Source organism: Sabulicella flocculans (assembly GCF_045449635.1).
GTDB lineage: Bacteria > Pseudomonadota > Alphaproteobacteria > Acetobacterales > Acetobacteraceae > Roseococcus.
On record NZ_JBJJBR010000001.1, the window covers coordinates 464882 to 489078 of the forward strand.

Annotated in this window: 22 protein-coding genes and 1 tRNA gene; 11 read left to right on the plus strand and 12 right to left on the minus strand. The window is 73.0% G+C overall.

The window, feature by feature from the left end:
• Window positions 1-17: 17 nt before the first annotated feature.
• From ACI6QG_RS02325 to leuB, 3 genes are read left to right on the plus strand one after another with little or no spacing between them, the layout of a single operon-like run.
• A complete protein-coding gene (locus ACI6QG_RS02325) occupies window positions 18-1433 on the plus strand; it encodes a 3-isopropylmalate dehydratase large subunit (RefSeq protein WP_407022944.1) in 1416 nt (471 codons plus the stop codon).
• Window positions 1430-2029, plus strand: coding sequence for a 3-isopropylmalate dehydratase small subunit (gene leuD, locus ACI6QG_RS02330; protein WP_407022945.1), 600 nt, complete (start codon window positions 1430-1432; stop codon window positions 2027-2029). Before ACI6QG_RS02325 ends, leuD begins: the two co-directional genes overlap by 4 nt.
• Window positions 2020-3123: a 3-isopropylmalate dehydrogenase gene (gene leuB / locus ACI6QG_RS02335; RefSeq protein WP_407022946.1), complete on the plus strand. Its 1104-nt coding sequence runs from the start codon at window positions 2020-2022 to the stop codon at window positions 3121-3123. Before leuD ends, leuB begins: the two co-directional genes overlap by 10 nt.
• On the opposite strand, the gene ACI6QG_RS02340 is transcribed toward leuB, so the two are convergent.
• The 6 genes from ACI6QG_RS02340 to ACI6QG_RS02365 all read right to left on the minus strand — a co-directional run bounded on the left by ACI6QG_RS02340 (window position 3058) and on the right by ACI6QG_RS02365 (window position 8021).
• Window positions 3058-4473 (minus strand): sensor histidine kinase, encoded by a 1416-nt coding sequence (locus ACI6QG_RS02340; RefSeq protein ID WP_407022947.1) that lies wholly within the window; start codon window positions 4471-4473, stop codon window positions 3058-3060. The genes leuB and ACI6QG_RS02340 overlap by 66 nt on opposite strands.
• A gap of 168 nt (window positions 4474-4641) precedes the next feature.
• Window positions 4642-5862, minus strand: a complete 1221-nt coding sequence (locus tag ACI6QG_RS02345) for a beta-ketoacyl synthase N-terminal-like domain-containing protein (protein ID WP_407022948.1) — start codon at window positions 5860-5862, stop codon at window positions 4642-4644.
• Window positions 5859-6872: a beta-ketoacyl synthase N-terminal-like domain-containing protein gene (locus ACI6QG_RS02350; RefSeq protein ID WP_407022949.1), complete on the minus strand. Its 1014-nt coding sequence runs from the start codon at window positions 6870-6872 to the stop codon at window positions 5859-5861. The genes ACI6QG_RS02345 and ACI6QG_RS02350 overlap by 4 nt, the downstream gene beginning before the upstream one ends.
• Entirely contained in the window at window positions 6869-7312 is a 444-nt protein-coding gene (locus ACI6QG_RS02355; protein ID WP_407022950.1) for a 3-hydroxyacyl-ACP dehydratase FabZ family protein, read from the minus strand. Before ACI6QG_RS02355 ends, ACI6QG_RS02350 begins: the two co-directional genes overlap by 4 nt.
• Entirely contained in the window at window positions 7312-7602 is a 291-nt protein-coding gene (locus tag ACI6QG_RS02360) for an acyl carrier protein (protein ID WP_407022951.1), read from the minus strand. The genes ACI6QG_RS02355 and ACI6QG_RS02360 overlap by 1 nt, the downstream gene beginning before the upstream one ends.
• Window positions 7603-7670: 68 nt before the next feature.
• Window positions 7671-8021, minus strand: a complete 351-nt coding sequence (locus ACI6QG_RS02365; protein ID WP_407022952.1) for a hypothetical protein — start codon at window positions 8019-8021, stop codon at window positions 7671-7673.
• 102 nt (window positions 8022-8123) lie between these two features.
• Here ACI6QG_RS02365 and ACI6QG_RS02370 point away from each other — a divergent pair, with 102 nt between their 5' ends.
• Window positions 8124-8867: a Crp/Fnr family transcriptional regulator gene (locus tag ACI6QG_RS02370; protein ID WP_407022953.1), complete on the plus strand. Its 744-nt coding sequence runs from the start codon at window positions 8124-8126 to the stop codon at window positions 8865-8867.
• 4 nt (window positions 8868-8871) lie between these two features.
• Here ACI6QG_RS02370 and lpdA read toward each other — a convergent pair whose 3' ends face one another.
• Window positions 8872-10263 (minus strand): dihydrolipoyl dehydrogenase, encoded by a 1392-nt coding sequence (lpdA, locus tag ACI6QG_RS02375; protein WP_407022954.1) that lies wholly within the window; start codon window positions 10261-10263, stop codon window positions 8872-8874.
• A 208-nt stretch (window positions 10264-10471) separates the two neighbouring features.
• Between lpdA and ACI6QG_RS02380 the strand changes: the two genes are divergently transcribed.
• Both ACI6QG_RS02380 and ACI6QG_RS02385 read left to right on the plus strand, forming a co-directional pair.
• A complete protein-coding gene (locus tag ACI6QG_RS02380; protein ID WP_407022955.1) occupies window positions 10472-11440 on the plus strand; it encodes a tripartite tricarboxylate transporter substrate binding protein in 969 nt (322 codons plus the stop codon).
• Between the two features lie 184 nt (window positions 11441-11624).
• Window positions 11625-12587, plus strand: a complete 963-nt coding sequence (locus ACI6QG_RS02385) for a tripartite tricarboxylate transporter substrate binding protein (RefSeq protein ID WP_407022956.1) — start codon at window positions 11625-11627, stop codon at window positions 12585-12587.
• A 22-nt stretch (window positions 12588-12609) separates the two neighbouring features.
• On the opposite strand, the gene ACI6QG_RS02390 is transcribed toward ACI6QG_RS02385, so the two are convergent.
• Both ACI6QG_RS02390 and ACI6QG_RS02395 read right to left on the minus strand, forming a co-directional pair.
• Window positions 12610-13263, minus strand: coding sequence for a ribonuclease D (locus ACI6QG_RS02390; RefSeq protein ID WP_407022957.1), 654 nt, complete (start codon window positions 13261-13263; stop codon window positions 12610-12612).
• A 26-nt stretch (window positions 13264-13289) separates the two neighbouring features.
• Window positions 13290-13376: transfer RNA gene (locus ACI6QG_RS02395), tRNA-Leu, on the minus strand.
• A 111-nt stretch (window positions 13377-13487) separates the two neighbouring features.
• On the opposite strand from ACI6QG_RS02395, the gene ACI6QG_RS02400 reads away from it, so the two are divergent.
• From ACI6QG_RS02400 to ACI6QG_RS02415, 4 genes are all read left to right on the plus strand, one after another.
• Window positions 13488-14417 carry a complex I NDUFA9 subunit family protein gene (locus tag ACI6QG_RS02400; RefSeq protein WP_407022958.1) on the plus strand — a complete coding sequence of 310 codons (930 nt, stop codon included), beginning with the start codon at window positions 13488-13490 and terminating at the stop codon, window positions 14415-14417.
• Between the two features lie 170 nt (window positions 14418-14587).
• Window positions 14588-16024 carry an NAD(P)-dependent oxidoreductase gene (locus ACI6QG_RS02405; RefSeq protein WP_407022959.1) on the plus strand — a complete coding sequence of 479 codons (1437 nt, stop codon included), beginning with the start codon at window positions 14588-14590 and terminating at the stop codon, window positions 16022-16024.
• 5 nt (window positions 16025-16029) lie between these two features.
• Window positions 16030-20547 carry a glutamate synthase large subunit gene (gene gltB / locus ACI6QG_RS02410; protein ID WP_407023041.1) on the plus strand — a complete coding sequence of 1506 codons (4518 nt, stop codon included), beginning with the start codon at window positions 16030-16032 and terminating at the stop codon, window positions 20545-20547.
• Between the two features lie 86 nt (window positions 20548-20633).
• Window positions 20634-21302 (plus strand): glutathione S-transferase family protein, encoded by a 669-nt coding sequence (locus ACI6QG_RS02415; protein ID WP_407022960.1) that lies wholly within the window; start codon window positions 20634-20636, stop codon window positions 21300-21302.
• Between the two features lie 9 nt (window positions 21303-21311).
• Here the strand turns inward: ACI6QG_RS02415 and ACI6QG_RS02420 are convergent, their stop codons facing one another.
• Window positions 21312-21770, minus strand: a complete 459-nt coding sequence (locus tag ACI6QG_RS02420) for a hypothetical protein (RefSeq protein ID WP_407022961.1) — start codon at window positions 21768-21770, stop codon at window positions 21312-21314.
• Window positions 21767-22600 (minus strand): tetratricopeptide repeat protein, encoded by an 834-nt coding sequence (locus tag ACI6QG_RS02425; RefSeq protein ID WP_407022962.1) that lies wholly within the window; start codon window positions 22598-22600, stop codon window positions 21767-21769. The genes ACI6QG_RS02420 and ACI6QG_RS02425 overlap by 4 nt, the downstream gene beginning before the upstream one ends.
• 36 nt (window positions 22601-22636) lie before the next feature.
• Between ACI6QG_RS02425 and ACI6QG_RS02430 the strand changes: the two genes are divergently transcribed.
• Window positions 22637-23485 (plus strand): Rossmann-fold NAD(P)-binding domain-containing protein, encoded by an 849-nt coding sequence (locus ACI6QG_RS02430; RefSeq protein WP_407022963.1) that lies wholly within the window; start codon window positions 22637-22639, stop codon window positions 23483-23485.
• Here ACI6QG_RS02430 and ACI6QG_RS02435 read toward each other — a convergent pair.
• A complete protein-coding gene (locus ACI6QG_RS02435) occupies window positions 23435-24190 on the minus strand; it encodes an alpha/beta hydrolase (RefSeq protein ID WP_407022964.1) in 756 nt (251 codons plus the stop codon). The genes ACI6QG_RS02430 and ACI6QG_RS02435 overlap by 51 nt on opposite strands.
• Between the last annotated feature and the right edge of the window lie 7 nt (window positions 24191-24197).

The window sequence follows — 24197 nt, forward strand, 5'->3', positions numbered from 1 at the left end:
GCGGCAGCATCCCTTCCATGAGCACGATGCCTGACACGCGCATTCGCACGATGTTCGACCGCATCTGGGACCGCCACGTGGTGACGGAGATGGGTGGCGGGTGGGACCTGCTGTGGCTGGACCGCATCCTGCTGCACGACCTCTCGGGCGGTCGCGCGCTGCGCGAGGTGGCGGAGAAGGGGCTGCGCATCCCCCACCCGCGCCGCGTCTTCGCCATGGCGGACCACGCCGTGTCCTCCGCGCCCGGCCGCACCGCAGCCACCTTCCCGCAGGGGGCGTTGCTGCTCCGGTCGCTGCGCGAGGAATGCGCGGCGCAGGGGGTGACGCTGTTCGACCTCGGCACGCGCGGCCAGGGCATCGTGCACGTGGTGGCGCCCGAGCAGGCCATCGTGCTGCCGGGGCTGACGCTGGCCTGTGGCGACAGCCACACCTGCACCAATGGCGGCGTCGGCGCGCTGGCCTTCGGCATCGGCGCCTCCGAACTGGCGCAGGCGCTGGCGACGCAATGCCTGCCGCAGCAACGCCCCGGCACCTTCCGCATCCGCTTCGAGGGGGTGCGCGGGCCGGGCGTGGCGGCCAAGGACATGATCCTGCACGCCATCCACCGCTTCGGCGCCGATGCGGGCACCGGCATGGCGATGGAATACGCCGGCAGCGCGGTGCGCGCCCTGTCGCTGGAGCAGCGGCTGACGCTGTGCAACCTGTCCATCGAGATCGGCGCCAAGTTCGGCATGGTGGCGCCGGATGACGTGACCTTCGAATACCTGGCCGGCCGCCCCTACGCCCCGCAGGGCCGCGACTGGGAGGCCGCGCTGGCGGATTGGCGCGGCCTGCCCAGCGACCCGGAGGCGCGCTTCACCCGCGACGAGGTGATCCGCATGGAGGACGTCGCGCCGCAATGCACCTGGGGCACCAGCCCGGAGCATGGCTCCGCCGTCACCGGCCGCGCCCCGCGGCCAGAGGAGGCGCGCGACGCCGCCCAGGCCGCCGCCTGGAAGGCCGCGCTGGACTACATGGGCCTCGAACCGGGCCAGCCCCTGCTGGGCACCAGGGTGGACTGGGTCTTCATCGGCTCCTGCACCAACTCCCGCATCGAGGATTTGCGCGAGGCCGCCTCGCTGCTGCGCGGCCGCAAGGTGGCGCCGCACGTCACCGCCTGGGTGGTGCCGGGCAGCGAGGGCGTGAAGGCGCAGGCCGAGGCGGAGGGGCTGCACACCCTGTTCACCGATGCCGGCTTCGCTTGGCGCGAGCCCGGTTGCGCCCTCTGCGTCGCGGCGAATGGCGAGGCGGTGCCGCCGGGGGCGCGCTGCGTCTCCACCTCCAACCGCAACTTCGTCGGCCGCCAGGGCACCGGGGCGCGCACCCACCTGGCCAGCCCCGCCACCGCCGCCGCCAGCGCGCTGGCCGGCGCCATCGCGGACCCGCGCGCATGACGCCCTTCACCACCGTCACCGGCCCCGCCATCCCCTGGCTGCAGCCCAACACCGACACCGACCTGATCATCCCCATCCAGGACCTGCTGCGGCCGGGGCGCGAGGGGCTGGGCGAGCGCTGCTTCGCCCGGCTGCGCTATCGCGCCGACGGCACGGAGAACCCGGATTTCCTGTGCAACCAGCCGCCCTGGCGCGGCGCGCCGATCCTGCTGGCCGGCGAGAATTTCGGCTGCGGCTCCTCGCGCGAAGGCGCGGTCTGGGCGCTGATGGGCATGGGGGTGCGGGTGGTCATCGCGCCTTCCTTCGGCGACATCTTCTTCGCCAACTGCTTCCAGAACGGCCTGCTGCCGGTGGCGCTGCCGATGGAGGCGGTGCGCCGGCTGGCCGCCGGGCAGGGCGCCAATGCGACGGTGACGGTGGACCTGGAGCGGGAGGTGGTGATCGGCCCGGATGGCGAGGCCATCCCCTTCCGCACCGATCCGCTGCGCCGCGCGGCGATGCTGGAGGGGCTGGACGGCACGGGCGTGATCCTGCGCCACGCCGAGGCCATCGCCGCCTTCCAGGCGCGCGCGGAGAAGGATCGCCCATGGCAATGAAGCTGCTGGTCCTGCCCGGCGACGGCGTTGGGCCGGAAGTCACCGCGCAGGCCGTGCGCGTGCTGGAGTGGTTCGCCGCCCATCGCGGCATCCCCATGGACATCACCGAGCGCGGCTTCGGCCTGGTGAACTGGCAGCGCCACGGCACCATGATGCCGGACGAAACCTGGGCGCGCATCACCGCGGCCGACGCCATCCTGTTCGGCGCCACCGGCAGCCTGGACCAGCAGGGCGTCGTGCCGCCGGAGGAGCGCCGCAAGGGCTCCCTGCTGCGGATGCGCAAGGCGCTGGACCTCTACGCCAACCTGCGCCCGGTGCGGGTGCCGGATGCGCTGCTCGACGCCAGCCCGCTGAAGCCGCGCGTGGTGCGGGGCACCGACTACGTCATCCTGCGTGAACTCACCGCCGGCACCTATTTCGGCGAGCCGCGCGGCGTTTCCGTGCTGGAGGACGGAACGCGCCGCGGCGTCAACACCCATCGCTACGACGAGGGCGAGATCATCCGCGCCGTGCGCTTCGCCTGCCGCCTGGCGATGGGGCGGCGCCGCCACGTCACCAGCGTGGACAAGGCCAACGTGATGGAGGCCGGCGCGCTGTGGCGCGAAGTCGCCGCCCGCGTGGCGCGCGACGAATTCCCCGAGGTGACGCTGGAGCCCATGCTGGCCGACAACTGCGCCTTGCAGCTGACGAGAGCGCCGACGCGCTTCGACGTCATCGTCACCGACAACCTGTTCGGCGACCTGCTGAGCGACGCTGGCGGCGCGGCGCTGGGCTCGCTGGGCATGCTGCCCTCGGCCTCGCTGAACGACCGCGGGCAGGCGCTGTACGAGCCCGTGCACGGCTCGGCGCCCGACATCGCGGGGAAGGGCATCGCCAACCCGCTGGGCGCCATCCTTTCCGCCGCGCTGTTGCTGCGCTGGAGCGCGAAGCGGCCGGAGGAGGCCGCGCTGCTGGAGCGCGCGGTGGATGCCGCGCTGGCCGCCGGCGCCCGCACGGCGGACATCGCGGCACCCGGCGAGGCGGCGCTGTCAACCGCTGGGATAGGCGATGCCGTCCTCGACGCCCTGCAACGGGAAGTCCAGCTCCCAGCGTAGGCCCTCGGGCGGCAGGTCCAGGCGGACCGTGCCGCGCACCGCCTGGGCGGCCGCCCATTCGATGACCTCGCGCCCGAAGCCGCGGCGGTTGGAGGGGCGCACGGGCGGGCCGCCATGCTCCGCCCAGCGCAGCGTGCAGCGGCCATCCGCCACCGTCCAGGTGATGGACACCTGCCCGCCGGGCACCGAGAGCGCGCCGTACTTCGCCGCGTTGGTCGCCAGCTCGTGCAGCGCCATGCCGATGTGCAGCACCGCGGCGTCGTCCAGCACCACCTCGGGCCCGTCCACGTGGAAGCGCGCGGCCTCCAGGTAGCCCAGCTGGCTGCCGATCACCTCGTGCAGGCCGGCGCGGCGCGGGCCCTCGCGCACCAGCAGCTGCTGCGAGCCGGCGAGGGCGCGCAGCCGCTGGCCGTAGCGGTCCACCAGCTCCTCGACATTGGCGCTCGTCTCGGCGGTCTGGCGCAGCATGGCCTGGGCGACGGCCAGCAGGTTGCCCACGCGGTGCTTGACCTCGTCGAACAGGAAGCGGATGCGCGCCTCGTCGCGCTTGCGGGCGGTCACGTCCACCGCGCCGCAGATGATGCCGGCCTCGTCGCGCAGCGGCTCCACCGACAGGTCGTACCATTTGCCGGCGGCGCGCACCTCGGCCCGCGCCGGCGTGCCGCTGTCCAGCACGCCCCGCTTCAGGGCGATGATGGCCTCCTGGTCGGCGGCGGGCAGCACCTCGGCGTCGGTGCGGCCGATGAACTGCTCCGGCGTGCGGCCCAGCTCATCCTTGCTGATGAAGGTGTAGGCCAGGCGGTCATCTTGGCTGAACACCGTGACGCCCGAGGCCGCCAGCGCCGCCTCGAAGCGTTGGTTGACCCGCGCGAGGTCGGCGGTGCGCTCGGCCACCCGGCGCTCCAGCCCATCTCGCGCCTCCTCCAGCGCGCGCAGCAGGCGGGTCTTCTCGGCCACCTCGCGCTCCAGCGCGGCGGGGGAGGGGATAGCGAGCGCGCGGGGAATCAGCGGCCAGATGGCGATGGCCGTCACCACCGACACCGCCGCCGTGGCCGCCTTGACCCCGCCCTCCAGCCAGTACCAGCTCTGCCACAGGGTCAGCGCCCCGATCACGTGCGTCAGGCCGCACAGGGCGATGAAGGCTATGAACAGCAGCGCCAGCCCCGGGAAGCCGAAATCGCGGCGGCGGCGCAGGAAGGCCAGCAGCGCCAGCGGGATGGAGAAGTAGGCCAGCGCGATCAGCACGTCCGAGACGGCGTGCAGCCAGATCAGCCCCGGCTCCCACAGGAGGCAGAAGCCGTGCGGCGAGAAGGCGGAGGGCTCGAACCAGCTCCGCAACCATTCACTCATGGGTTGATTGCTCCGCGGCCGGGGCAGGGCATCCGGCAAGGGCTCAGGAAAGCACGGGACCGAGCGAGACGGTCAATCCGCTCGCCCCGCCAATCTTCCTTCCGCGCGCCCCAGCAAACATCACTCCGCGCGCCCCAGCAACCATCACTCCGCGCGCCCCAACAAACATCACTCCGCGCGCCCCAGCGCGACGCACACGTTCTGGCCGCCGAAGCCGAAGGAATTTGACAGCGCGGCGCGGAAGGCGTGCGGGCGGGCGGCGGGAACGGTGTCCAGCCCCAGCTCGGGGTCGGGGTCGTCCTGGTTGATGGTAGGCGGCAGCACCTGGTCGCGCAGGGCCAGCAGGCAGGTCGCGGCCTCGATGGCGCCGGCGGCGGACAGGGTGTGGCCGATCATGCTCTTGGTGGACGAAACCGGGGGCAGCGCGTCGCCGAACACCGCGCGGCAGGCCATCGCCTCCATGCGGTCGTTCTCCGGCGTGGAGGTGCCGTGGGCGTTGACGTAGCCGATGTCGGCAGGCTCCAGCCCCGCGTCATCCATGGCGCGCTGCATCGCGCGGATGATGGCGGAGCCATCGGGAGTGGAGCGGGTGCGGTGGAAGGTGTCCGCCGCCTCGCCGGCGCCCAGCACCCAGCCCAGGATGGCGGCGCCGCGGGCGCGGGCATGCGCCTCGCTTTCCAGCACCAGCGCGCCGGCGCCGTCCGCCATCACGAAGCCGTCGCGGCTGAGGGTGAAGGGGCGCGAGGCCGCCTCCGGCGCCTCGTTGCGGGTGGACAGCGCCTGCAGCAGGGAGAAGCGGACCAGCGTCTCCGGCTGCAGCGACGCCTCCGCGCCCGCGGCGATGGCGCGGTCGCACTCGCCGCGGCGGATCGCCTCGATGGCCATCTGGATGGCCGAGGAGCCGGAGGCGCAGGCCGTCGTCACCACCTGGGGCGCGCCGCGGGTGCCGAAGCGCGCGGCGACGTGCGCCGCGGTGGCGCCGAACATGAACTCGTCGCGCAGGTCCAGCCGGCCGGCGGCGGCGGCGATCAGGCCGCGATAGTCGGTGGCGCCCAGCGCCAGGCGCTGCGGCCACTCGATCTCCACCGGCGGCAGGCCCAGGCACAGCAGGCCGCCGAAGGGGGCGGGCAGGCCGGATTGCGCCAGCGCCTCGGCGATGGCGGCCTCGCCCAGCCGGCGCGAGCGCGCGGCGACGGAGAGCGGGGCGCCCGGCCGGTCCTCCGGCAGGTCCACGCAGGCGGCGAAGCGCGTCTTGAGGCCCTGGGTGTCGAAGCGCGCGATGGGGCGCACGCCGGAGCGGCCCTGGCGCATGGCGGCCCAGTTGGCCTCCGCCCCCCAGCCCAGGGCGGTGACCAGGCCGATGCCGGTGACGGCGATGCGCTGGCTCATGCGGCCTCCAGCACGGCCACGGCCTCGCCGAGCCAGGCGCCCTGCATGGCCACGCGCACTTGCGGCGCGCCGGCCTGCACCGCCAGCGCGCCCACCGCGACGGCCAGGGGGAAGGCGGCCTCGACGGCGTGGCCGAAGGCGTCGGCCAGGCGCAGGCCGGGGCGCGGGGTGTCGAAGGGGCCGGCCCAGATGTCCAGCGCGCCGGGCCGGGCGGGCGGCGCGGCGGCCCACAGCGCGTCCAGCCGGGCGTCGCTGCCCTCCGGCGCGCCCTGGTCGGTGGCGGCGAAGGCGAGGCGGGCGATGCCCGGCGCTTCGCCCAGCAGCAGGAAGGCGGCGGCCGAGCCCAGCACCAGCCGCCCCGGCCGCGCCGCCATCGGCGCCCAGGGGCCGGCGTGCAGCGCGCCGCCGAAGCCGTGCATCAGCACGATCTCCGGCCGCTCGGCGAGGAAGGCGCCGCCGCACAGGCCCAGGGCGGAGGTGCCGGCGGCGATGCGGGCATGGGCCATGCGAACCGCCTCGGCCCCCGCCGCGTCCTCGCCCATCAGGGTGCGGGAGGAGCCGCCGACGCCGTGCACGATGGAGACGGAGCCGGCCAGCAGGTTGGACAGCTGCGCCAGGAACAGGGTGGGGCGCAGCCCGCCCTGCAGCATGGCGTGCAGCGCCGCCTCCTCCGGCCGCGCCTGGAGGATCTGCGCGTCCAGCGCCGCGTCGCGCTCGCCGCCGCCGGCCGCCACCACCAGGTCCATCTCAGCCACGCGGTCCTGCGCGCCGGCATCGGCGATGGCGAGGCCGGCGGCGAAGGTGCCCAGGCGCTGCCAATCCTCCATCTGCCGGGATTCGCGGCGCGGGATGGCCTCGGCGAAGGGCAGCGGGGGCAGGGGGTGCACCGGGTGGGGAGCGAAGCGCGCTTCGTCCACCACCGGCGCCGCCTGGGCCCAGCCGGCATGGGCGTCCCGCCCATGGCCGAGCGAGGAGGCCAGGCCGACGCCGAGGACGTGGACCGGCCTCACAGCCCCAGCGCCCGGGCGCGGTCCTGCACCGCGGCCTCCAGCGCCGGGGCGGGGAAGGGCAGGGTGCGCAGGGTCAGCTCGGCCTCGGCCACCACGCGGCCCTCCTGGCGCAGCGCCCCCTTCAGCACGGCGTAGCCCGAGCCGTCGTGCAGCAGCTCCGCCTCCGCCTCCAGCGCGGCGCCGGGCGGCACCTGGCCGCGCATCTTCGCCTCGCCCACCTTGGCCAGCACGGCGATGCGGGTGCGGGCCGAGCGCTCGATCAGCAGCCAGCCGGCGGCCTGGGCCATGATCTCGATCATCAGCACGCCGGGCAGCAGGGGGAAGCCGGGGAAGTGGCCTTCGAAGACGGGGCTTTGCTCAGGGATGCGGCAGGCGGCGCGCAGCCGCGTCTCGCCGCGCTCCAGCACGCGGTCCAGCATCTCGAAGGTTTCCAGGCGCATCAGGCGCCCTTGGCGGCCACCAGCTCGTCGATGCGGCGCGCCAGGCTGCCCATCACGAAGAACTGCTCGGCCGGCGCCTTGCCGCTGTTCACCTGCTCGGTCCACGCCTCCACCGGCACCTTGATGCCGAAGCGCTTGTCCACCTCGAACACGATGTCGAGGAAGTCCAGGCTGTCGATGCCGAGGTCGTTGATGACGTGGGCCCCGGGGGTGATCTTCGCGCGGTCCACGTTCGCCGTCTCGGCGATGATGTCGGCGATGGTCGCGAAGGTCGCGTCTTCCGTGGCCATGCGGCGGTGACTCCGTGCGGGGGGCGTTGCGGGCGGGTTTCGCGCCATTCCCCGCCCGTGTCCAGCCGTCACCCCGGCAGCGGCAGGTCCAGCACCACGCCCAGCGAGCCGGGGGAGACGAAGCGGCGCAGCCGCAGCCCGGGCGGGTGCGGCGGCGGCGGGCTGGGCGGGCCCAGGTCGCCCGCCGGGCCGCCGGCCTCGTGCCATTCCCAGCGCAGGCTGTCCGGCATGACGGACAGCGAGTGGTACACGCGCCCGCTTGGCACGGACAGCGCGCCGCAGGCCCGGGCGCGGGCCAGCCACGCCCGCGCCACGGCGGCGAGGAAGCCGGCCGCCGCGGCGTCCAGCACGGCGTCCTGCGCGCCCGCCGGCGGCGGCAGGCCCGGCAGGGCGTCCGCCAGCACCGCGCGCGCGCTCAAACCCTGACCATGCGGCAACCTGAATTCCCTTCTCCCGTTGGGAGAGGGATAGCCGACCGTTCCACCCCGGTCGGTGCAGGATTGGACGGAAGGCGGGCGAAGATGGAACAGGCAGTGACCAACAACCTGCTGTCGCTGCTCCGTCCCGCCGACCACGCGCTGCTGCGCCCGCACCTGGAGGCGGTGACGCTGGAGGTGGGCACGGTGCTGTTCCAGGCGGGCGACGAGGTGCGCTGGGCGCATTTCCCCTGCGGCGGCGCGCTGGTGGCCTTCCAGGTCGGGCTGGAGGACGGGCACGAGGTGGAGACGGCGCTGGTGGGGCGCGAGGGGGCGGTGGGCGGCATCGTCTCGCAGGGGCGGCTGCCGGCCTTCTCCTGCGCGGTGGTGCGGGTGGGCGGCGGCTTCCTGCGCATCCCCTCGGCCGAGCTGGAGGCGGCCAAGCAGCGGGCGCCGGCCCTGGCCCACGTCTTCGCCCGCTACGCCGATTGCCTGCTGGCGCAGGTGTTCCAGGGCGTGGCCTGCAACGCCGCCCACACCATCGGCCAGCGCGCGGCCCGCTGGCTGCTGGCGGCGCGCGACCGCACCGGCCTGGCCGAGGTGGAGCTGACGCAGGAGGAGCTGGCCGGGATGCTGGGCGTCGGGCGTTCCTACGTCTCGCGCGTGGTCAACGGCCTGCGCGCGCGCGGCGTGGTGGCGACGCGGCGCGGGCGGCTGGAGATCACCGACCCCGCCGGGCTGGCCGCGCTGTCCTGCGGCTGCGAGCAGGCGGTGCGCCGGCACTTCCGCGAGGTGCTGGACGGCGTCTATCCCACCGCCGCGGAGAGCCTGGCGCTGCGCAGCGCGTGATGCCTCAGATGTGCAGCGCGCGCCCGTCCACCGCCAGGGCGGCTTCCTTGACCACCTCGTTCAGCGTCGGGTGGGCGTGGCAGGTGCGCGCTACGTCCTCGGCCGAGGCGCCGAACTCCATCGCCAGCACGATCTCGGCGATCAGGGTGCCGGCGTCGGGGCCGATGATGTGCGCGCCCAGCACCTTGTCCGTCTTCGCGTCGCTGAGGATCTTGGCGAAGCCGTCCAGGTCGCCCATCGCGCGGGCGCGGCCATTGGCGGTGAAGGGGAACTTGCCGACCTTGTAGGCCACGCCCTTCGCCTTCAGCTCCTCCTCGGTGGCGCCCACGTTCGCCACCTCGGGCCAGGTGTACACCACGCCGGGGATGGCGTCGTAGTTGATGTGCGGCTTCTGCCCGGCCAGCTGCTCGGCCAGGGCCACGCCCTCGTCCTCGGCCTTGTGGGCCAGCATCGGGCCGGCGATGGCGTCGCCGATGGCCCAGATGCCGGGCACGCTGGTGGCGAAGTGGGCGTCGGTCTTCACCCGCCCGCGCTCGTCGCGCTCCACGCCCAGCGCCTCCAGCCCCAGCCCCTCGACGTAGGGGCGGCGGCCGATGGCGACCAGCACCACGTCGGCGCGCAGGGTCTCGGCCGTGCCGCCGGCGGCGGGCTCCAGCGTCAGGTCCACGCCGGCCTCGTCGGCGGTGGCGCCGGTGACCTTGGTCTTGAGGCGGAACTTGATGCCCTGCTTGGCCAGCACGCGCTCGAACTGCTTGCGCACCTCGCCGTCCATGCCGGGCAGGATGGCGTCCAGGAACTCCACCACCGTCACCTCGGCGCCCAGGCGCCGCCAGACCGAGCCCAGCTCCAGCCCGATGACGCCGCCGCCGATGACCACCAGGTGCTTCGGCACCTCCGGCAGCTCCAGCGCGCCGGTGGAGGTGACGATGCGCTTCTCGTCCACCTCGACGCCGCGCAGCGGGATGCTCTCGCTGCCGGTGGCGATCACGACGTGCCTGGCGGCGTAGTCCTTGCCCTCCACCCTCACCTGGCCGGGGGCGGTGATGGTGGCGGCGCCCTTGAGCCAGGTGACCTTGTTCTTCTTGAACAGGAACTCCACGCCCTTCACGTTGGCGCCGACCACCTCGTTCTTGCGGGCGTGCATCTTCGCGAGGTCGAGCGTCACCTGGCCCACGTTCACCCCGTGCTCGGCCAGGTGGTCGCGCGCGGCCTCGAAGTTCTCGGAGGAGTGGAGCATCGCCTTGGACGGGATGCAGCCGACGTTCAGGCAGGTGCCGCCCAGGGTGGCGCGCTTCTCCACGCAGGCCACCTTCATGCCCAGCTGCGCCGCGCGGATGGCGCAGACATAGCCGCCGGGGCCGGCCCCGATTACGATGACGTCGAATTGCTCGGACATGCTATCCCTCAACCCCGGAACCGGGCTCCCTTAGCGGAAGAATCCGCGGGCTGGTATCGCCCCTGGGGGGAAAATGGGGCGGCGCGCGGCGGATTTCTGCCCGTCCCGCCATGCAGAAACCCCTTGGCAGGCATGGCGGCGCCGTGATTCCATGCCCGCATGACGGGGCCGCAACCCATGACGGCCCCGCACCGGAGGTTCTTCGTCCATGAACAGGCTGACACGCCGTTCCGCCCTCGTGCTCGGCGGCGCCGCCCTGGCCGCGCCGGCCAGCGCCCAGGGGCGCTTCCCCGAGCGGCCGATCCGCCTCATCGTCCCCTGGCCGCCGGGCGGCAGCGCCGACGCGCAGCTGCGTTCCCTCGGCGACCTCGCCAGCCGCGCGCTGGGCCAGCCGGTGGTGATCGAGAACCGGCCCGGCGCCGGCGGCACCCTGCACGCCGTCCACCTGTCGCGGGAGGCGCGGCCCGATGGCTACACGCTGGGGCAGATGCACCTGTCCGTCATCCGACGGCCATTCCTGGTGCGCCAGCCGCAATGGGACGCGGTGACCGACTTCACCCACATCGTCGGGCTCACCGGCTGGCTGTTCGGCATGGCGGTGCCGGCCAACAGCCCCTTTGCCGACTATCGCGCCTTCGTGGCCTACGCCAAGGCCAATCCGGGGCGCGTCTCCTACTCCACCTCCGGCATCGCCACCACCAACCACCTGGCGATGGAGGAACTGGCGATCAAGGAAGGCATCGAGCTGCTGCACGTGCCCTTCCGCGGCTCCAACGAGGGCGTGACGGCGGCGCTGGGCGGGCAGGTTCACATGGTGGCCGACAGCAGCGCCTGGGCGCCGCAGGTCGAGGCCGGGCAGATGCGCCTGCTGAGCGTCTGGAGCGCCGAGCGCGCCCCGCGCTTCCCCACCGTGCCGACGCTGAAGGAGCTGGGGCACGACATCGTGGTGACCAGCAACTACGGCATCAGCGGCCCGCCGCGCATGGACCCCGGCATCGTGCGCGCGCTGCACGACGCCTTCCGCGCCGCGCTGATGAGCGAGGAGAACACCCGGGTGCGCAACCAGTTCGACATGCCGCTGGTCTACCTGGACACGGAGCAATACGTGGATTTCGTGCGCCGCCGCGCCGAGTGGGAGCGCGACATGGTGAACCGCCTGGGCATCCGGATGGAGTGAGGTTCCCGGCCGGTTTCCACTGGCCCACGGCATCGGCGGAGGCCGGCTTGGCGGCCCCGCCGGGGGCGCCGGGCCCGCGCGGCCTGCCCCGCCATTCGGGCGAAGCCCGCGCCCCGGCCGGGGCTTTCTGGTGTTGACGGCCGACACGCCCGGGACAGGGCGGCGGCAGATGGGAGGAAACGACATGACCACTCGCCGCGCATTGCTGGCCGCGCCCCTGCTGCCGCTGGCCACGCCCGCCTTCGCCCAGGCGCGCTTCCCCAGCCGCAGCATCCGCTTCCTGATCCCCTGGCCGCCGGGCGGCAGCCTGGACGCCATGCACCGCGCCATGTTCGAGGTGTTCCAGAAGGACACCGGCCAGGCCGTGGTGGTGGAGAACATGGCCGGCGCGCGGGGCACCCGCGCCGCCACCTTCCTGATCCAGCAGGCGCGGCCCGACGGCTACACCCTGGCGCACCACCACCTGTCCATCCTGCGCCACCCCTTCCTGACCCGGCAGCCCACCTGGGACCCGGTGGCCGACTTCACCCCCGTCATGCAGCTCACCGGCTTCGTGTTCGGCACAGTGGTGCGCGCCGACAGCCCGTTCCGCGACTGGCGGCAGATGATGGACTTCGCCAAGGCTAACCCCGGGCGGCTGACCTATTCCACCAGCGGCATCGCCACCTCCAACCACCTGGCGAAGGAGGACATCCTGGCCCGCGAGGGCACGCGGATGGAGCACATCCCGATGCGCGGCGCGCAGGAGGGGGTGACGGCGCTGCTGGGCCGGCAGATCGACATGGTCAGCGACGCGCAATCCTGGCGCCCGCACGTGGAATCCGGGGAGTTCCGCCTGCTGGCCACCTGGACGCCCACCCGCCTGCGCTTCGCCCCCGACGCCCCGACCCTGCGCGACCTGGGCTACGGCATGAGCGTCACCAGCCCCTACGGCATCGCCGGGCCGAAGGGCATGGAGCCCGAGGTGGTGGCCTTCCTGCACGCCGCCTTCCGCAAGGCGATGGGCGACGAATCGGTGCAGCGGGTGATGCGCCAGTGGGAGATGCCGGACGAGTACCTGGGCCCGGAGGCCTACCTGTCCTTCATCCGCGAGCGCGTGGACTACGAGCGCGACATGGTGCGGCGGCTGAACCTGAGCATCGACTGACCGGGGCGCGCGCCGCGCGCCCTCAATGCCGGAAGATGTCGGGGTCCTCGTAGCCCAGCAGGTCCAGCGCGCCGCGGGCGGGCAGGAAGTCGAAGCAGGCCTGGGCCAGCTCCAGCCGGCCCTCGCGCCGCAGCAGCGCCTCCAGCCGGGCCCACAGCGCGTGCAGGTGCAGCACGTCGCTGGCGGCGTAGGCGCATTGCTCGGGGGTCAGCTCGGCCTGGCCCCAGTCGCTGCTCTGCTGCTGCTTGGACAGGTCCACGCCCAGCAGGTCCCGGCACAGGTCCTTCAGGCCGTGGCGGTCGGTGTAGGTGCGCACCAGCTTGGAGGCGATCTTGGTGCAGCGCACCGGCGCCACCGCCACGCCCAGCGCGTTACGGATGGCGGCCACGTCGAACCGGGCGAAGTGGAACAGCTTGACCACCGCCGGGTCGGCCATCAGCCGTGCCAGGTTCGGCGCCGCGTAGCCGCGCCCGCCCAGCGCGGTGGGGATCAGCTGCACCAAGTGCGCCGCGCCGTCGCCCGCCGAGAGCTGCACCAGGCACAGCCGGTCCCGCCGCGGGTCGAGGCCCATGGTCTCGGTGTCCACGGCGATGACGGGGCCGAGTTCCAGCCCGTCCGGCAGGTCATGCAGATGCAGATGGACGGCCCCGGAGGGGGTGAACATCGTCTTCGCCATGTCGGGGGAAACCGGATACTTGGTGGTGGTGCCCAGGAAAGGACTCGAACCTTCACGACCTTGCGGTCACTGGCACCTGAAGCCAGCGCGTCTACCAATTCCACCACCTGGGCATTCAGCGGTGCTGTGAGGCGGGGAATAATGGCGGTGGCGTGACCCGTCAACCCGCCCAGGGCGAAGAAATCGCGTGTATGCTGCGGGCCGCTCACGGCAAGGGAATGGTCATGCGCAAGGTCGCGGCGGTCTTCGGCGGAACGGGGTTCATCGGGCGGCAGGTGGTGCAGCGCCTGGCGCGCGAGGACTGGCAGGTGCGCGTCTGCGCCCGCCGCCCGCCGACGGCGGCGCTGCTCTACACCATGGGCCGGGTGGCGCAGGTGGCGACCCTGGCCGCCGACCTGACGCGCGATGCCGACGTGGCCCGCGCCGTGGAGGGCGCCGAGGTGGTGGTGAACACCGTGGGCATCCTGCATGGCGACTTCCGGCGGGTGCAGGCCGAGGGGCCGGCGCGGCTGGGCCGGCTGGCCGCCGCGGCCGGGGTGGGGCGGCTGGTCCACATCTCGGCCATCGGCGCCGATGTGGGCAGCGCCAGCGCCTATGCCCGCTCCAAGGCCGAGGGCGAGGCCGGGCTGCGCGCCGCCTTCCCGGACGCCACCATCCTGCGCCCCTCCATCGTGTTCGGCGAGGGCGACGGATTCTTCGGGCGATTCGCGCCGATGGCGGCGTGGCTGCCCTTCATGCCGGTGATCGAGGGCGGGACGCGCTTCCAGCCGGTCTTCGTGGGCGACGTGGCGGATGCCGTGCTGGCCGCCCTGCATGACCCGGCGACGGCGGGGCGGACCTTCGAACTCGGCGGGCCCCGCGCCTGGACCTTCCGCGAGCTGCTGGCCTTCATCCTGAAGGAGACGCGGCGGGAGCGGCGGCTGGTCAACATCCCGACCGGGCTGGCGGCGCTGCAGGCCCGGCTGGCCGAATTGCTGCCGAATCCGCCGCTTACCCGCGACCAGCTCCTGCTGCTGCAGCGCGACAACGTCCCGGACCCGGCCATGCCGGGGTTGGCGGAGCTGGGCATCACCCCCAAGGCGGTGGAGGCCATCGTGCCGCCGCTGCTGACCCGGTTCCGCCCTGGCGGCGGACGGCGGCTCCGCGGGGGATAGGTCCGGGAAAGGACGATATGTCCCATCGGGGCGGAGGCTTCCTGACGACCGCGACGGGCCCAAGGAGAATATAGGACAGTTATGCTGTCCTTTCTGGTTGATTTCCGCTTCCCGCCAGGGAAGGCCTGCGCTAACACGCGCGGATCACCCGTCTGAGGAAGCCCCCCGCCATGGCCGAGCGCATGCTGCAATTCGTCCGCCTGCAACAGCAGACGCCGGAGAAGCGCCCGGCCACGATCCGCCGCGAGGACTTCGCCGAGATCTACGACCGCTTCGACCCTTCGCGTGCGTCGGAGCAGGCGTCGCGCTGCTCGCAATGCGGCGTGCCCTTCTGCCAAGTGCATTGCCCGCTCAACAACAACATCCCCGATTGGCTCAAGCTCACCGCCGAGGGAAGGCTGGAGGAGGCCTATGAGGTCGCCTCGGCCACCAACACCTTCCCCGAGGTCTGCGGCCGCGTCTGCCCGCAGGACCGGCTCTGCGAGGGCAATTGCGTCATCGAGAAGGGCTTCGACTCCGTCACCATCGGCTCGGTGGAGCGCTACATCGTGGACACGGCGTGGGAGAAGGGCTGGGTGAAGCCGCCCACGCCGAGCCGCGAGAATGGCCGCTCGGTGGCCATCATCGGCGCCGGCCCGGCCGGGCTGGCCGCGGCCGAGCGCCTGCGCGTGCGCGGCTTCGCGGTGGATGTCTATGACCGCTACGACCGCGTCGGCGGGCTGATGATCTACGGCATCCCCAACTTCAAGCTGGAGAAGGAGGTGGTGCTGGCCCGCTGGAAGCAGTTCGAGGCCGGCGGCATCCGCTTCCACCTGGGCGTGGAGATCGGCAAGGACATCACGATCGAGCAGCTTCGCGCGGAGCACGACGCCGTGTTCATCGCCACCGGCGTCTACAAGGCGCGCGACGTGGAGCTCCCCGGCGCCGACCTGCCGGGCGTCGTGCCGGCGCTGGACTACCTCACCGCCTCCAACCGCAAGGGCCTGGGCGATGCGGTGCCGGAGTTCGACTCCGGCGCGCTGGACGCCGAGGGCAAGCACGTCGTCGTCATCGGCGGCGGCGACACGGCGATGGATTGCGTGCGCACCGCGGTGCGCCAGGGCGCGGCCTCCGTCACCTGCCTGTATCGCCGCGACAAGGCGAACATGCCCGGCTCGATGCGCGAGGTGAAGAACGCCGAGGAGGAGGGCGTGACCTTCGCTTGGCTCTCCGCGCCCGACGGCTTCGAAGGCGCGGGCCACGTCACCGGCGTGCGCGCGGTGCGGATGCACCTGGGCCTGCCCGACGCCACCGGGCGCCAGCAGGTGGAGCCCATCCCGGGCAGCGAGTTCACCGTGAAGGCGGACCTCGCCATCAAGGCGCTGGGCTTCGACCCCGAGGACCTGCCCAGCCTGTTCGGCGAGCCCGGCCTGGGCGTGACGCGCTGGGGCACGGTGAAGGTGGACCACCGCACCATGATGACCTCGCTGCCCGGCGTCTTCGCCGGCGGCGACATCGTGCGCGGCGCCAGCCTCGTGGTGTGGGGCATCCGCGACGGCCGCGACGCGGCCGAGCGCATCGAGCAATACGTGATGGACCAGGCCCGCGTGGCCGTGGCGGCGGAGTGACGATGATGGAAGCCAACTACGTCGCCAACTGGCAGGCCAACAAGGCGAAGCTCGAAGCCGCCGGCATCGACACCACCGAGCACGATGCCTGCGGCGTCGGCCTCGTCGCCGCGCTGGACGGCAAGCCGTCGCGCAAGGTGGTGCAGGCGGGCATCGATGCGCTGAAGGCGGTGTGGCACCGCGGCGCGGTGGATGCGGATGGCAAGACCGGCGACGGCGCCGGCATCCATGTCGAGCTCTCGCCCAGCTTCTTCGCCGATGCGGTGCGCGAGGGCGGCGACACGGTGAAGCCGGGCCTGATCTCGGTGGGCATGGTGTTCCTGCCCAAGACCGACTTCGGCGCGCAGGAGCGCTGCCGCACCATCGTCGAGACCGAGATCCTGGCGATGGGCTACGGCATCTATGGCTGGCGCCAGGTGCCGATCAACCCGAGCGTGATCGGCGAGAAGGCCAACGCCACGCGGCCCGAGATCGAGCAGATCCTCATCTACGACCCGGAGCAGCGCGACCAGGCGACGACGGAGCGCGACCTCTACGTCATCCGCCGGCGGATCGAGAAGCAGGCCATCGCCGCGCAGATCCCCGAGCTGTACCTGTGCAGCCTGTCCAGCCGGTCCATCATCTACAAGGGGATGTTCCTGGCGGAGTCGCTCAGCATCTTCTACCCCGACCTGCAGGATGAGCGCTTCGTCTCCCGCTTCGCCATCTACCACCAGCGCTACAGCACCAACACCTTCCCGACCTGGCGGCTGGCGCAGCCCTTCCGCACGCTGGCCCACAACGGCGAGATCAACACCGTCTCCGGCAACATCAACTGGATGAAGGCGCACGAGACGCGCCTGAGCCACCCGCTGCTGGACGCCTACCTCGACGACATCAAGCCGGTCGTGCAGGCCGGCGGCAGCGACACCGCCAGCCTGGACAACGTGTTCGAGCTGCTGGTGCGCGGCGGCCGCGACGCGCCGATGGCCAAGGCGATGCTGATCCCCGAGAGCATCACCAACAACGCCACCATGCCCGCGGGCCATCACGACCTGTTCCTCTACTGCAACGCGGTGATGGAGCCGTGGGACGGCCCGGCCGCCGTCTGCGCCACCGATGGCCGCTGGGTCGTCGCCGGGCTGGACCGCAACGGCCTGCGCCCGCTGCGCGCCACCACCACCACGGACGGGCTGCTGATCGTCGGCAGCGAGACCGGCATGGTGAAGCTGCGCGAGGACGAGATCACCGCCAAGCTGCGCGTCGGCCCCGGCCAGTTCCTCGGCGTGGACCTGGATGAAGGGCGCCTCTACCTCGACGGCGAGCTGAAGGACCTGCTGGCCGCGCGCAAGCCCTTCGGCCAATGGGTGAACCGCACCACCCGCATCGACGAGATCGTGAAGCGCGGCGGCGCCGTCCCGGCCCAGCTCTCGGGCGAGGCGCTGCGCCGCGCGCAGCTGGCCATGGGCTACACGCTGGAGGAGCTGGAGCAGATCCTGCACCCCATGGTGGAGGACGCGGCGGAGGCCGTGGGCTCCATGGGCGACGACACGCCCATCGCCGTGCTGTCCTCCCAGTATCGCGGCCTGCACCACTACTTCCGGCAGAGCTTCTCCCAGGTCACCAACCCGCCCATCGACTCGCTGCGCGAGACGCGGGTGATGACGCTGCGCACCCGGCTGGGCAACCTGGGCAACATCCTCGACGAGGACCCCAGCCAGTGCGACATGCTGATGCTGGACAGCCCGGTGCTGGGCACGGCGGAGTTCGCCGCCATGCGCGCCTACATGGGCGCCAGCGCCTGCGAGGTGGACTGCACCTTCCCCGCCGATGAGGGCGAGGCCGGGCTGAAGAAGGCGCTGGAGCGGGTGCGCCGCGAGGCCGAGGACGGCGTGCGTTCCGGCTGCCAGCACGTCATCCTCACCGACGAGGCGCAGGGGCCGGCGCGCGCCGCAATCCCGATGATCCTGGCGGTCAGCGCCGTGCACACCCACCTGGTGCGCACCAGCCTGCGCACCTTCGTCAGCCTGAACGTCCGCGCCGCCGAGTGCCTGGACGTGCACTACTTCGCGGTGCTGGTGGGGGCGGGGGCCACCACGGTGAACGCCTACCTGGCGGAAGCCTCCATCGCCGACCGCCACCGCCGCGGCCTGTTCGGCGACATCGCGCTGGAGGCCGCCATCGGCCGCTTCAAGAAGGCGGTGGACAAGGGGCTGCTGAAGGTGATGTCCAAGATGGGCATCTCCGTCATCTCCTCCTACCGCGGCGGCATGAACTTCGAGGCCATCGGCCTGTCGCGCGCGCTGGTGGCGGAGTACTTCCCCGGCGTCGCCTCGCGCATCTCGGGCATCGGGCTGAACGGGCTGGCGCGGCGCGTGCTGGACCTGCACCGCCACGCCTTCGGCTCCGAGGTGGTCGCGCTGCCGGTCGGCGGCCTCTACAAGCTGCGCCAGCGCGGCGAGGCGCACGCCTTCGGCGGCACGCTGATCCACACCTTGCAGAAGGCGGTGGACACCGACAGCTACCAGACCTTCAAGCGCTACAGCGAGATGGTGCGCAAGCAACCCCCCGTGGCCCTGCGCGACCTGCTGGACTTCCGCGCCGAGGGCACCACGCCCATCGCGCTGGAGGACGTGGAAAGCATCACCGAGATCCGCAAGCGCCTGCTGGCGCCAGGCATCAGCCTCGGCGCGCTGAGCCCCGAGGCGCATGAGACGCTGTCCATCGCGATGAACCGCATCGGCGCGCGCAGCGACAGCGGCGAGGGCGGCGAGGACCCGGACCGCGCCAAGCCGCGCGCCAATGGCGACAACGCCAATAGCGCCATCAAGCAGATCGCCTCCGGCCGCTTCGGCGTCACCGCGCAGTACCTCAACAACTGCCGCGAGATCGAGATCAAGGTGGCCCAGGGCGCCAAGCCCGGCGAGGGCGGGCAGCTGCCCGGCTTCAAGGTCACCGGCCTCATCGCGCGGCTGCGGCATTCCACGCCGGGCGTCACGCTGATCAGCCCGCCGCCGCACCACGACATCTACTCGATCGAGGACCTGGCGCAGCTCATCTACGACCTCAAGCAGATCAACCCGGAAGCGACGGTCTGCGTGAAGCTGGTCTCGCGCTCGGGCATCGGCACCATCGCCGCGGGCGTGGCCAAGGCGAAGGCGGATGCCATCCTGGTGTCCGGCCATTCCGGCGGCACGGGCGCCTCGCCCGTCACCTCCATCAAGTATGCCGGCCTGCCCTGGGAGATGGGGCTTTCCGAGACCCATCAGGTGCTGCTGCTGAACCGGCTGCGCCACCGGGTGAAGCTGCGCACCGATGGCGGCATCAAGACCGGCCGCGACGTGGTGATCGCCGCCATGCTGGGCGCCGAGGAGTTCGGCATCGGCACCGCCTCGCTGGTGGCGATGGGCTGCATCATGGTGCGCCAGTGCCACTCCAACACCTGCCCCGTCGGCGTGTGCAGCCAGGACGAGGCGCTGCGCGCCAAGTTCACCGGCACGCCGGAGAAGGTGATCGCCCTGTTCTCCTTCGTGGCGGAGGAGGTGCGCGAGATCCTGGCCAGCCTGGGCTTCCGCAAGCTGGAGGAGGTGATCGGCCGCACCGACCTGCTGCGGCAGGTCAGCCGCGGTGCCGCGGACCTCGACGACCTCGACCTCAACCCGCTGCTGGTGAAGGCCGACCCCGGCTCGGAGAAGCCCTTCTGCACCATCGAGGGCCGCAACGAGGTGCCGGAGACGCTGGACGCCGACATGCTGAAGGACGCCGCGCCGCTCTTCGAGCGTGGCGAGAAGATGCAGCTGGCCTACAACATCCGCAACACGCACCGCGCCATCGGCACCAAGGTGTCCTCGCGCATCGTGCGGCAATTCGGCATGACCGGGTTGCAGGACGGCCACCTGACGGTGCGGCTGCGCGGCAGCGCCGGCCAGTCGCTCGGCGCCTTCGGCGTGCGCGGGCTGAAGCTGGAGGTCTATGGCGACAGCAACGACTACGTGGGCAAGGGGCTGTCGGGTGCAACCATCGTGGTGCGGCCGGCGCCGTCCTCGGGCCTCGTCTGGAACGAGAACACCATCATCGGCAACACCTGCCTGTACGGCGCCACCGCCGGGGCGCTCTTCGCCGCCGGGCAGGCCGGCGAGCGCTTCGCCGTGCGCAACTCCGGCGCGCTGGCGGTGGTCGAGGGCGTCGGCGCCAATGGCTGCGAGTACATGACCGGCGGCACGGTGGTGATCCTCGGGCCGGTGGGCGACAATTTCGGCGCGGGCTTCACCGGTGGCATGGCCTTCATCCACGACGCCGCCGGCACCTTCGAGCGCCGGATCAACCCGGACACCCTGTTGTGGCAGCGCCTCGCCTCGCCGCACTGGGAGGCGGAGCTGCAGGCCATCCTGCATCGCCACGTCGCCGAGACGGGCAGCCGGCACGCCGCCATGATCCTGAACGACTGGGCCGGGCAGCGCGACGCCTTCTGGCAGGTGGTGCCCAAGGAGTACGCGAAGTACCTGCCGCGCCCGATGAGCGAGGTGCCGCAGGCGGCGGAATAAGGTTCTGACGGAATGTGTCCATTTGTTGCGGTGGACGCGTTCCGTTCCCTTCATCACCGCGGGCGCGCGTGGCATTCATGCACGCGATGCGCGTCCTCCATCACCTCCCGCTGTCGCCCTATTGCCGCAAGGTGCGCCTCGCCCTCGCCGAGAAGCGCATCCCCTTCGAGCTGCTGACGGAACGGGTGTGGGAGCGCCGCGAGGAGTTCCTGCGCCTGAACCCCGCCGGCACCGTGCCGGTGCTGGTGGAGGAGAACGGGCTGGCCATCGCCGATTCGGGCGCCATCTGCGAGTACCTGGACGAGGCCTACCCCGACATCCCCCTGGTCGGCCGCACCCTGGCGGAGCGCGCCGAGGTGCGCCGGCTGGTGGCGTGGTTCGACGGCAAGTTCGGCGAGGAGGTGACGCGCAACCTGATCTGGGAGCGTCACCTCAAGCGCCCGCTCGGCCTGGGCAACCCGGATGGCGCCGCCATCCGCGCCGGCTACGCCAACCTGAAGCCGCACATGGAAGTGATCGGCTGGCTGGCGGAGACGCGGCCCTGGCTGGCCGGGCCGCACCTGTCGCTGGCGGATTTCGCCGCGGCCGGCCACCTCTCGGCGCTGGACTACGCCAATGACGTGGACTGGTCGCTGAACCCGGCGGCGCGCGACTGGTACGCCCGCATCAAGTCGCGCCCCTCCTTCCGCGGCCTGCTGGGGGACCGCATCAGCGGCATGGCCCCGCCGCCGCACTACGCCGACCTGGATTTCTGAGCGGCCGCCTCAGCGCCCCAGCATCTGGCGCAGCAACGCTTCCTCGGGGCTGGCGGCGGGCGGGTCTCCCGGCAGGGTGGGGCGGGTTTCCTCGGGGCGGCGCTCGGCGGCGCAGCCGCGCAGCAGCAGCAGCGGGCCGGTCTCCAGCCCCGCCTCGTCCCAGCGCAGCGCCACGCCCTGCACGTCGGGGATGTTGCCCTCGCCCAGCCGCACCAGCACGCTGCCGCCGGGCGGGATGGGCCCGCCGGACTGCCGCGGCTCCACCCGGCCCGGCACGCCGCGCAGCTCCACCGTCCAGCGGCGCGGCGCCTCGGAGCGGTTGGTGAGGCGCAGGAAGTAGGTGAAGCCGAAGATGCCCTCCATCCGGGCGAAGGGCTCCGCCTGCAGGGCGCCGCGGCAGCGGGAATCGGCGGGCTGCGCGGCGGCCGGCGCGGCGAGCAGCAGCAGCGCTGCCGCCAGCGCCCTCACCGGCGGGCGGGCCCCAGCTCGCTCAGCGCCAGGTTCTGCTGCGCCAGCTCGGCCGCGGCGCTGTCGGGCGCCAGCTCCACCGCGCGGCGCCAGTCATCCTGGGCGGACAGCACCTCGCCGCGCAGCTGCTTCAGGATGCCGCGCTCCAGCAGGCCCTCGGCGCTGTCGGGGTCCAGCTCCAGCGCGCGGTCCACGGTGCGGCGGGCTTCCTCCACCCGGTCCAGGTGGCGCAGGGCGGCGGCCTTGAACACCAGCGCCTCGGCGCGCTCGGGCTCGATGGCCAGCACGCGGTCCAGGTCCTCCATCGCCTCGCGGTAGCGCCCGCGGGAGGCGAGGATGACCGAGCGGTCCACCAGCAGCTCGGTGTCGAAGGGGGCCAGGGTCAGCGCCAGGGTGATGGCGCCGAAGGCGCGGTTGCCGTCGCCGGCCATGGTCCAGGCCTGGGCCGCCTGGCCGTAGATGGCGGCGCGCGCCTGGTTGCCGGCGCGCGAGCCCGCGGCCAGGCGCTCCAGCCGCTCCGCCGCGCGGGCGGGTTCGCCGGTGCCCAGGGTCGCGAGGGCGAGGCAGTGGCGCGCGCCCTCGCCGCCGCCGGTGGCCTCCCACGCCAGGGCGAAGCGCTGCGCCTCGTCCACGTCGCGGCGCAGCAGGGCCAGGCAGTTCTCGTACTCCTCGCCATCGGCGATGCGCGGCGGCTCGGGCGGCAGCGGGAGGTCGGGCGGGGCGCCCAGCACGATGCGCTCCGGCGGCGCCGCCAGCCGCGGCGCGGCCCACCATGCGCCGGCGGCGCACAGGGCGGCGAGGCCGAGCAGCAGGGGAAGGGCGGGGCGCACGGCGACTCCCTAGCGCAACGGCCATTCCCGCGCCAGATGAAGGCCATGGCGGGGCGGCTGCTGATCCTGGGGGGTGGGTATGCCGGCGGTGCGGCGGCGGCGCTGGCCCGCGCCGTGGGCTGGCAGGTGCAGGTGACGACGCGCTGCGCCCCCGGCCCCGGCGAGGTGCCCTTCGACGACCCGGCGCCGTTCCGCGCCGCCACCCACCTGCTGGCCACCGCGCCGCCGGGCGAGGCCGGGGACCCGGCCTGGGCGCGCCACGCGGCGGCCCTGCGCGCGGCGCCCCTGGAATGGGTGGGCTACCTGTCCACCACCGGCGTCTATGGCGACCGCGGCGGGGCGGCGGTGGACGAGGCGACGCCCCCCGCGCCGATGCAGCCGCGCTCGGTGCAGCGGCTGGCGGCGGAGCGGCAGTGGCAGACGCTGCCCTGCGCGGTGGACGTGATGCGCGTCGGCGGCATCTACGGCCCCGGCCGCAGCGCCTTCGACGACCTGCGCGACGGCACGGCGAAGCGGGTGGTGAAGCCCGGCCACGCCTTCGGCCGCATCCACCGCGACGACATCGCCCGCGCCTGCCTGGCGGCGATGGAGGGCCCGGACGGCCCGCGCATCCTGCACCTGGTGGATGACGAGCCCGCCGAGCCGCGCCACGTGGTCGAGGAAGCCGCCCGGCTGCTCGGCGTGGACCCACCGCCGGAACTGCCCTTCGCGGATGCCTGGGCGCGGATGAGCGAGATGGCGCGCTCCTTCTGGGGCGAGAGCCGGCGCGTGCTGAACCGCCGCACCAAGGCGGCGCTGGGCCTGGAGTGGCGCTACCCGAGCTACCGCGAAGGGCTACGCGCCATCCTCGCGGAGGAGCGCGGCGAGGGTGTCGCCCAGCAGTGACAGGTCGCGCGGGGTGGAGAGGCGGTGGTCGCCGCCCTTCACCAGCGTGACGCGCACGTCCGCGGAATCCAGCGCGGCGGCGAGGCGCAGTGCGTGCTGCCAGGGCACGTCCGGGTCGGCGTCGCCTTGCAGGATGCGCACCGGCGCCTGGATGCCGATGCGCCCGCCCAGCAGCAGGTGGGCGCGCCCATCCTCGATCAGCGCGCGGGTGATGGGATAGGGCTCGCCGTAATCTGAGGGGCGGCGCCAGGCGCCGTCGCGCAGGATGGCCTCGCGCACCGCGGGCGGGAATTGCGCCCACATCAGGTCCTCGGTGAAGTCGGGGGCGGGGGCGATGCCGACCAGCGCGCGCACCCGGGCCGGGTGGCGCAGCGCCAGCAGCAGCGCGATCCAGCCGCCCATGGAGGAGCCGACGATCATCTGCGGGCCGTCGGTCAGCGCCAGCAGCGCGGCCTCCGCATCCGCCGTCCAGCGGCCGATGGTGCCGTCCTCGAAGCGGCCGCCGCTGGCGCCGTGGCCGCTGTAGTCCATGCGCAGGAAGGGCGTGCCGCGCGCGGCGCACCAGGTGGCCAGGTATTCGGCCTTGGAGCCGGTCATGTCGCTGTGGAAGCCGCCCAGGAACACCACCCCCGGCCCGCTGCCGGGCAGGCGGCGGAAGGCGAGGGGGGTGCCATCGGGGGCGGGGAGGGTGCCGGTCTCTTCCATGGCGCGG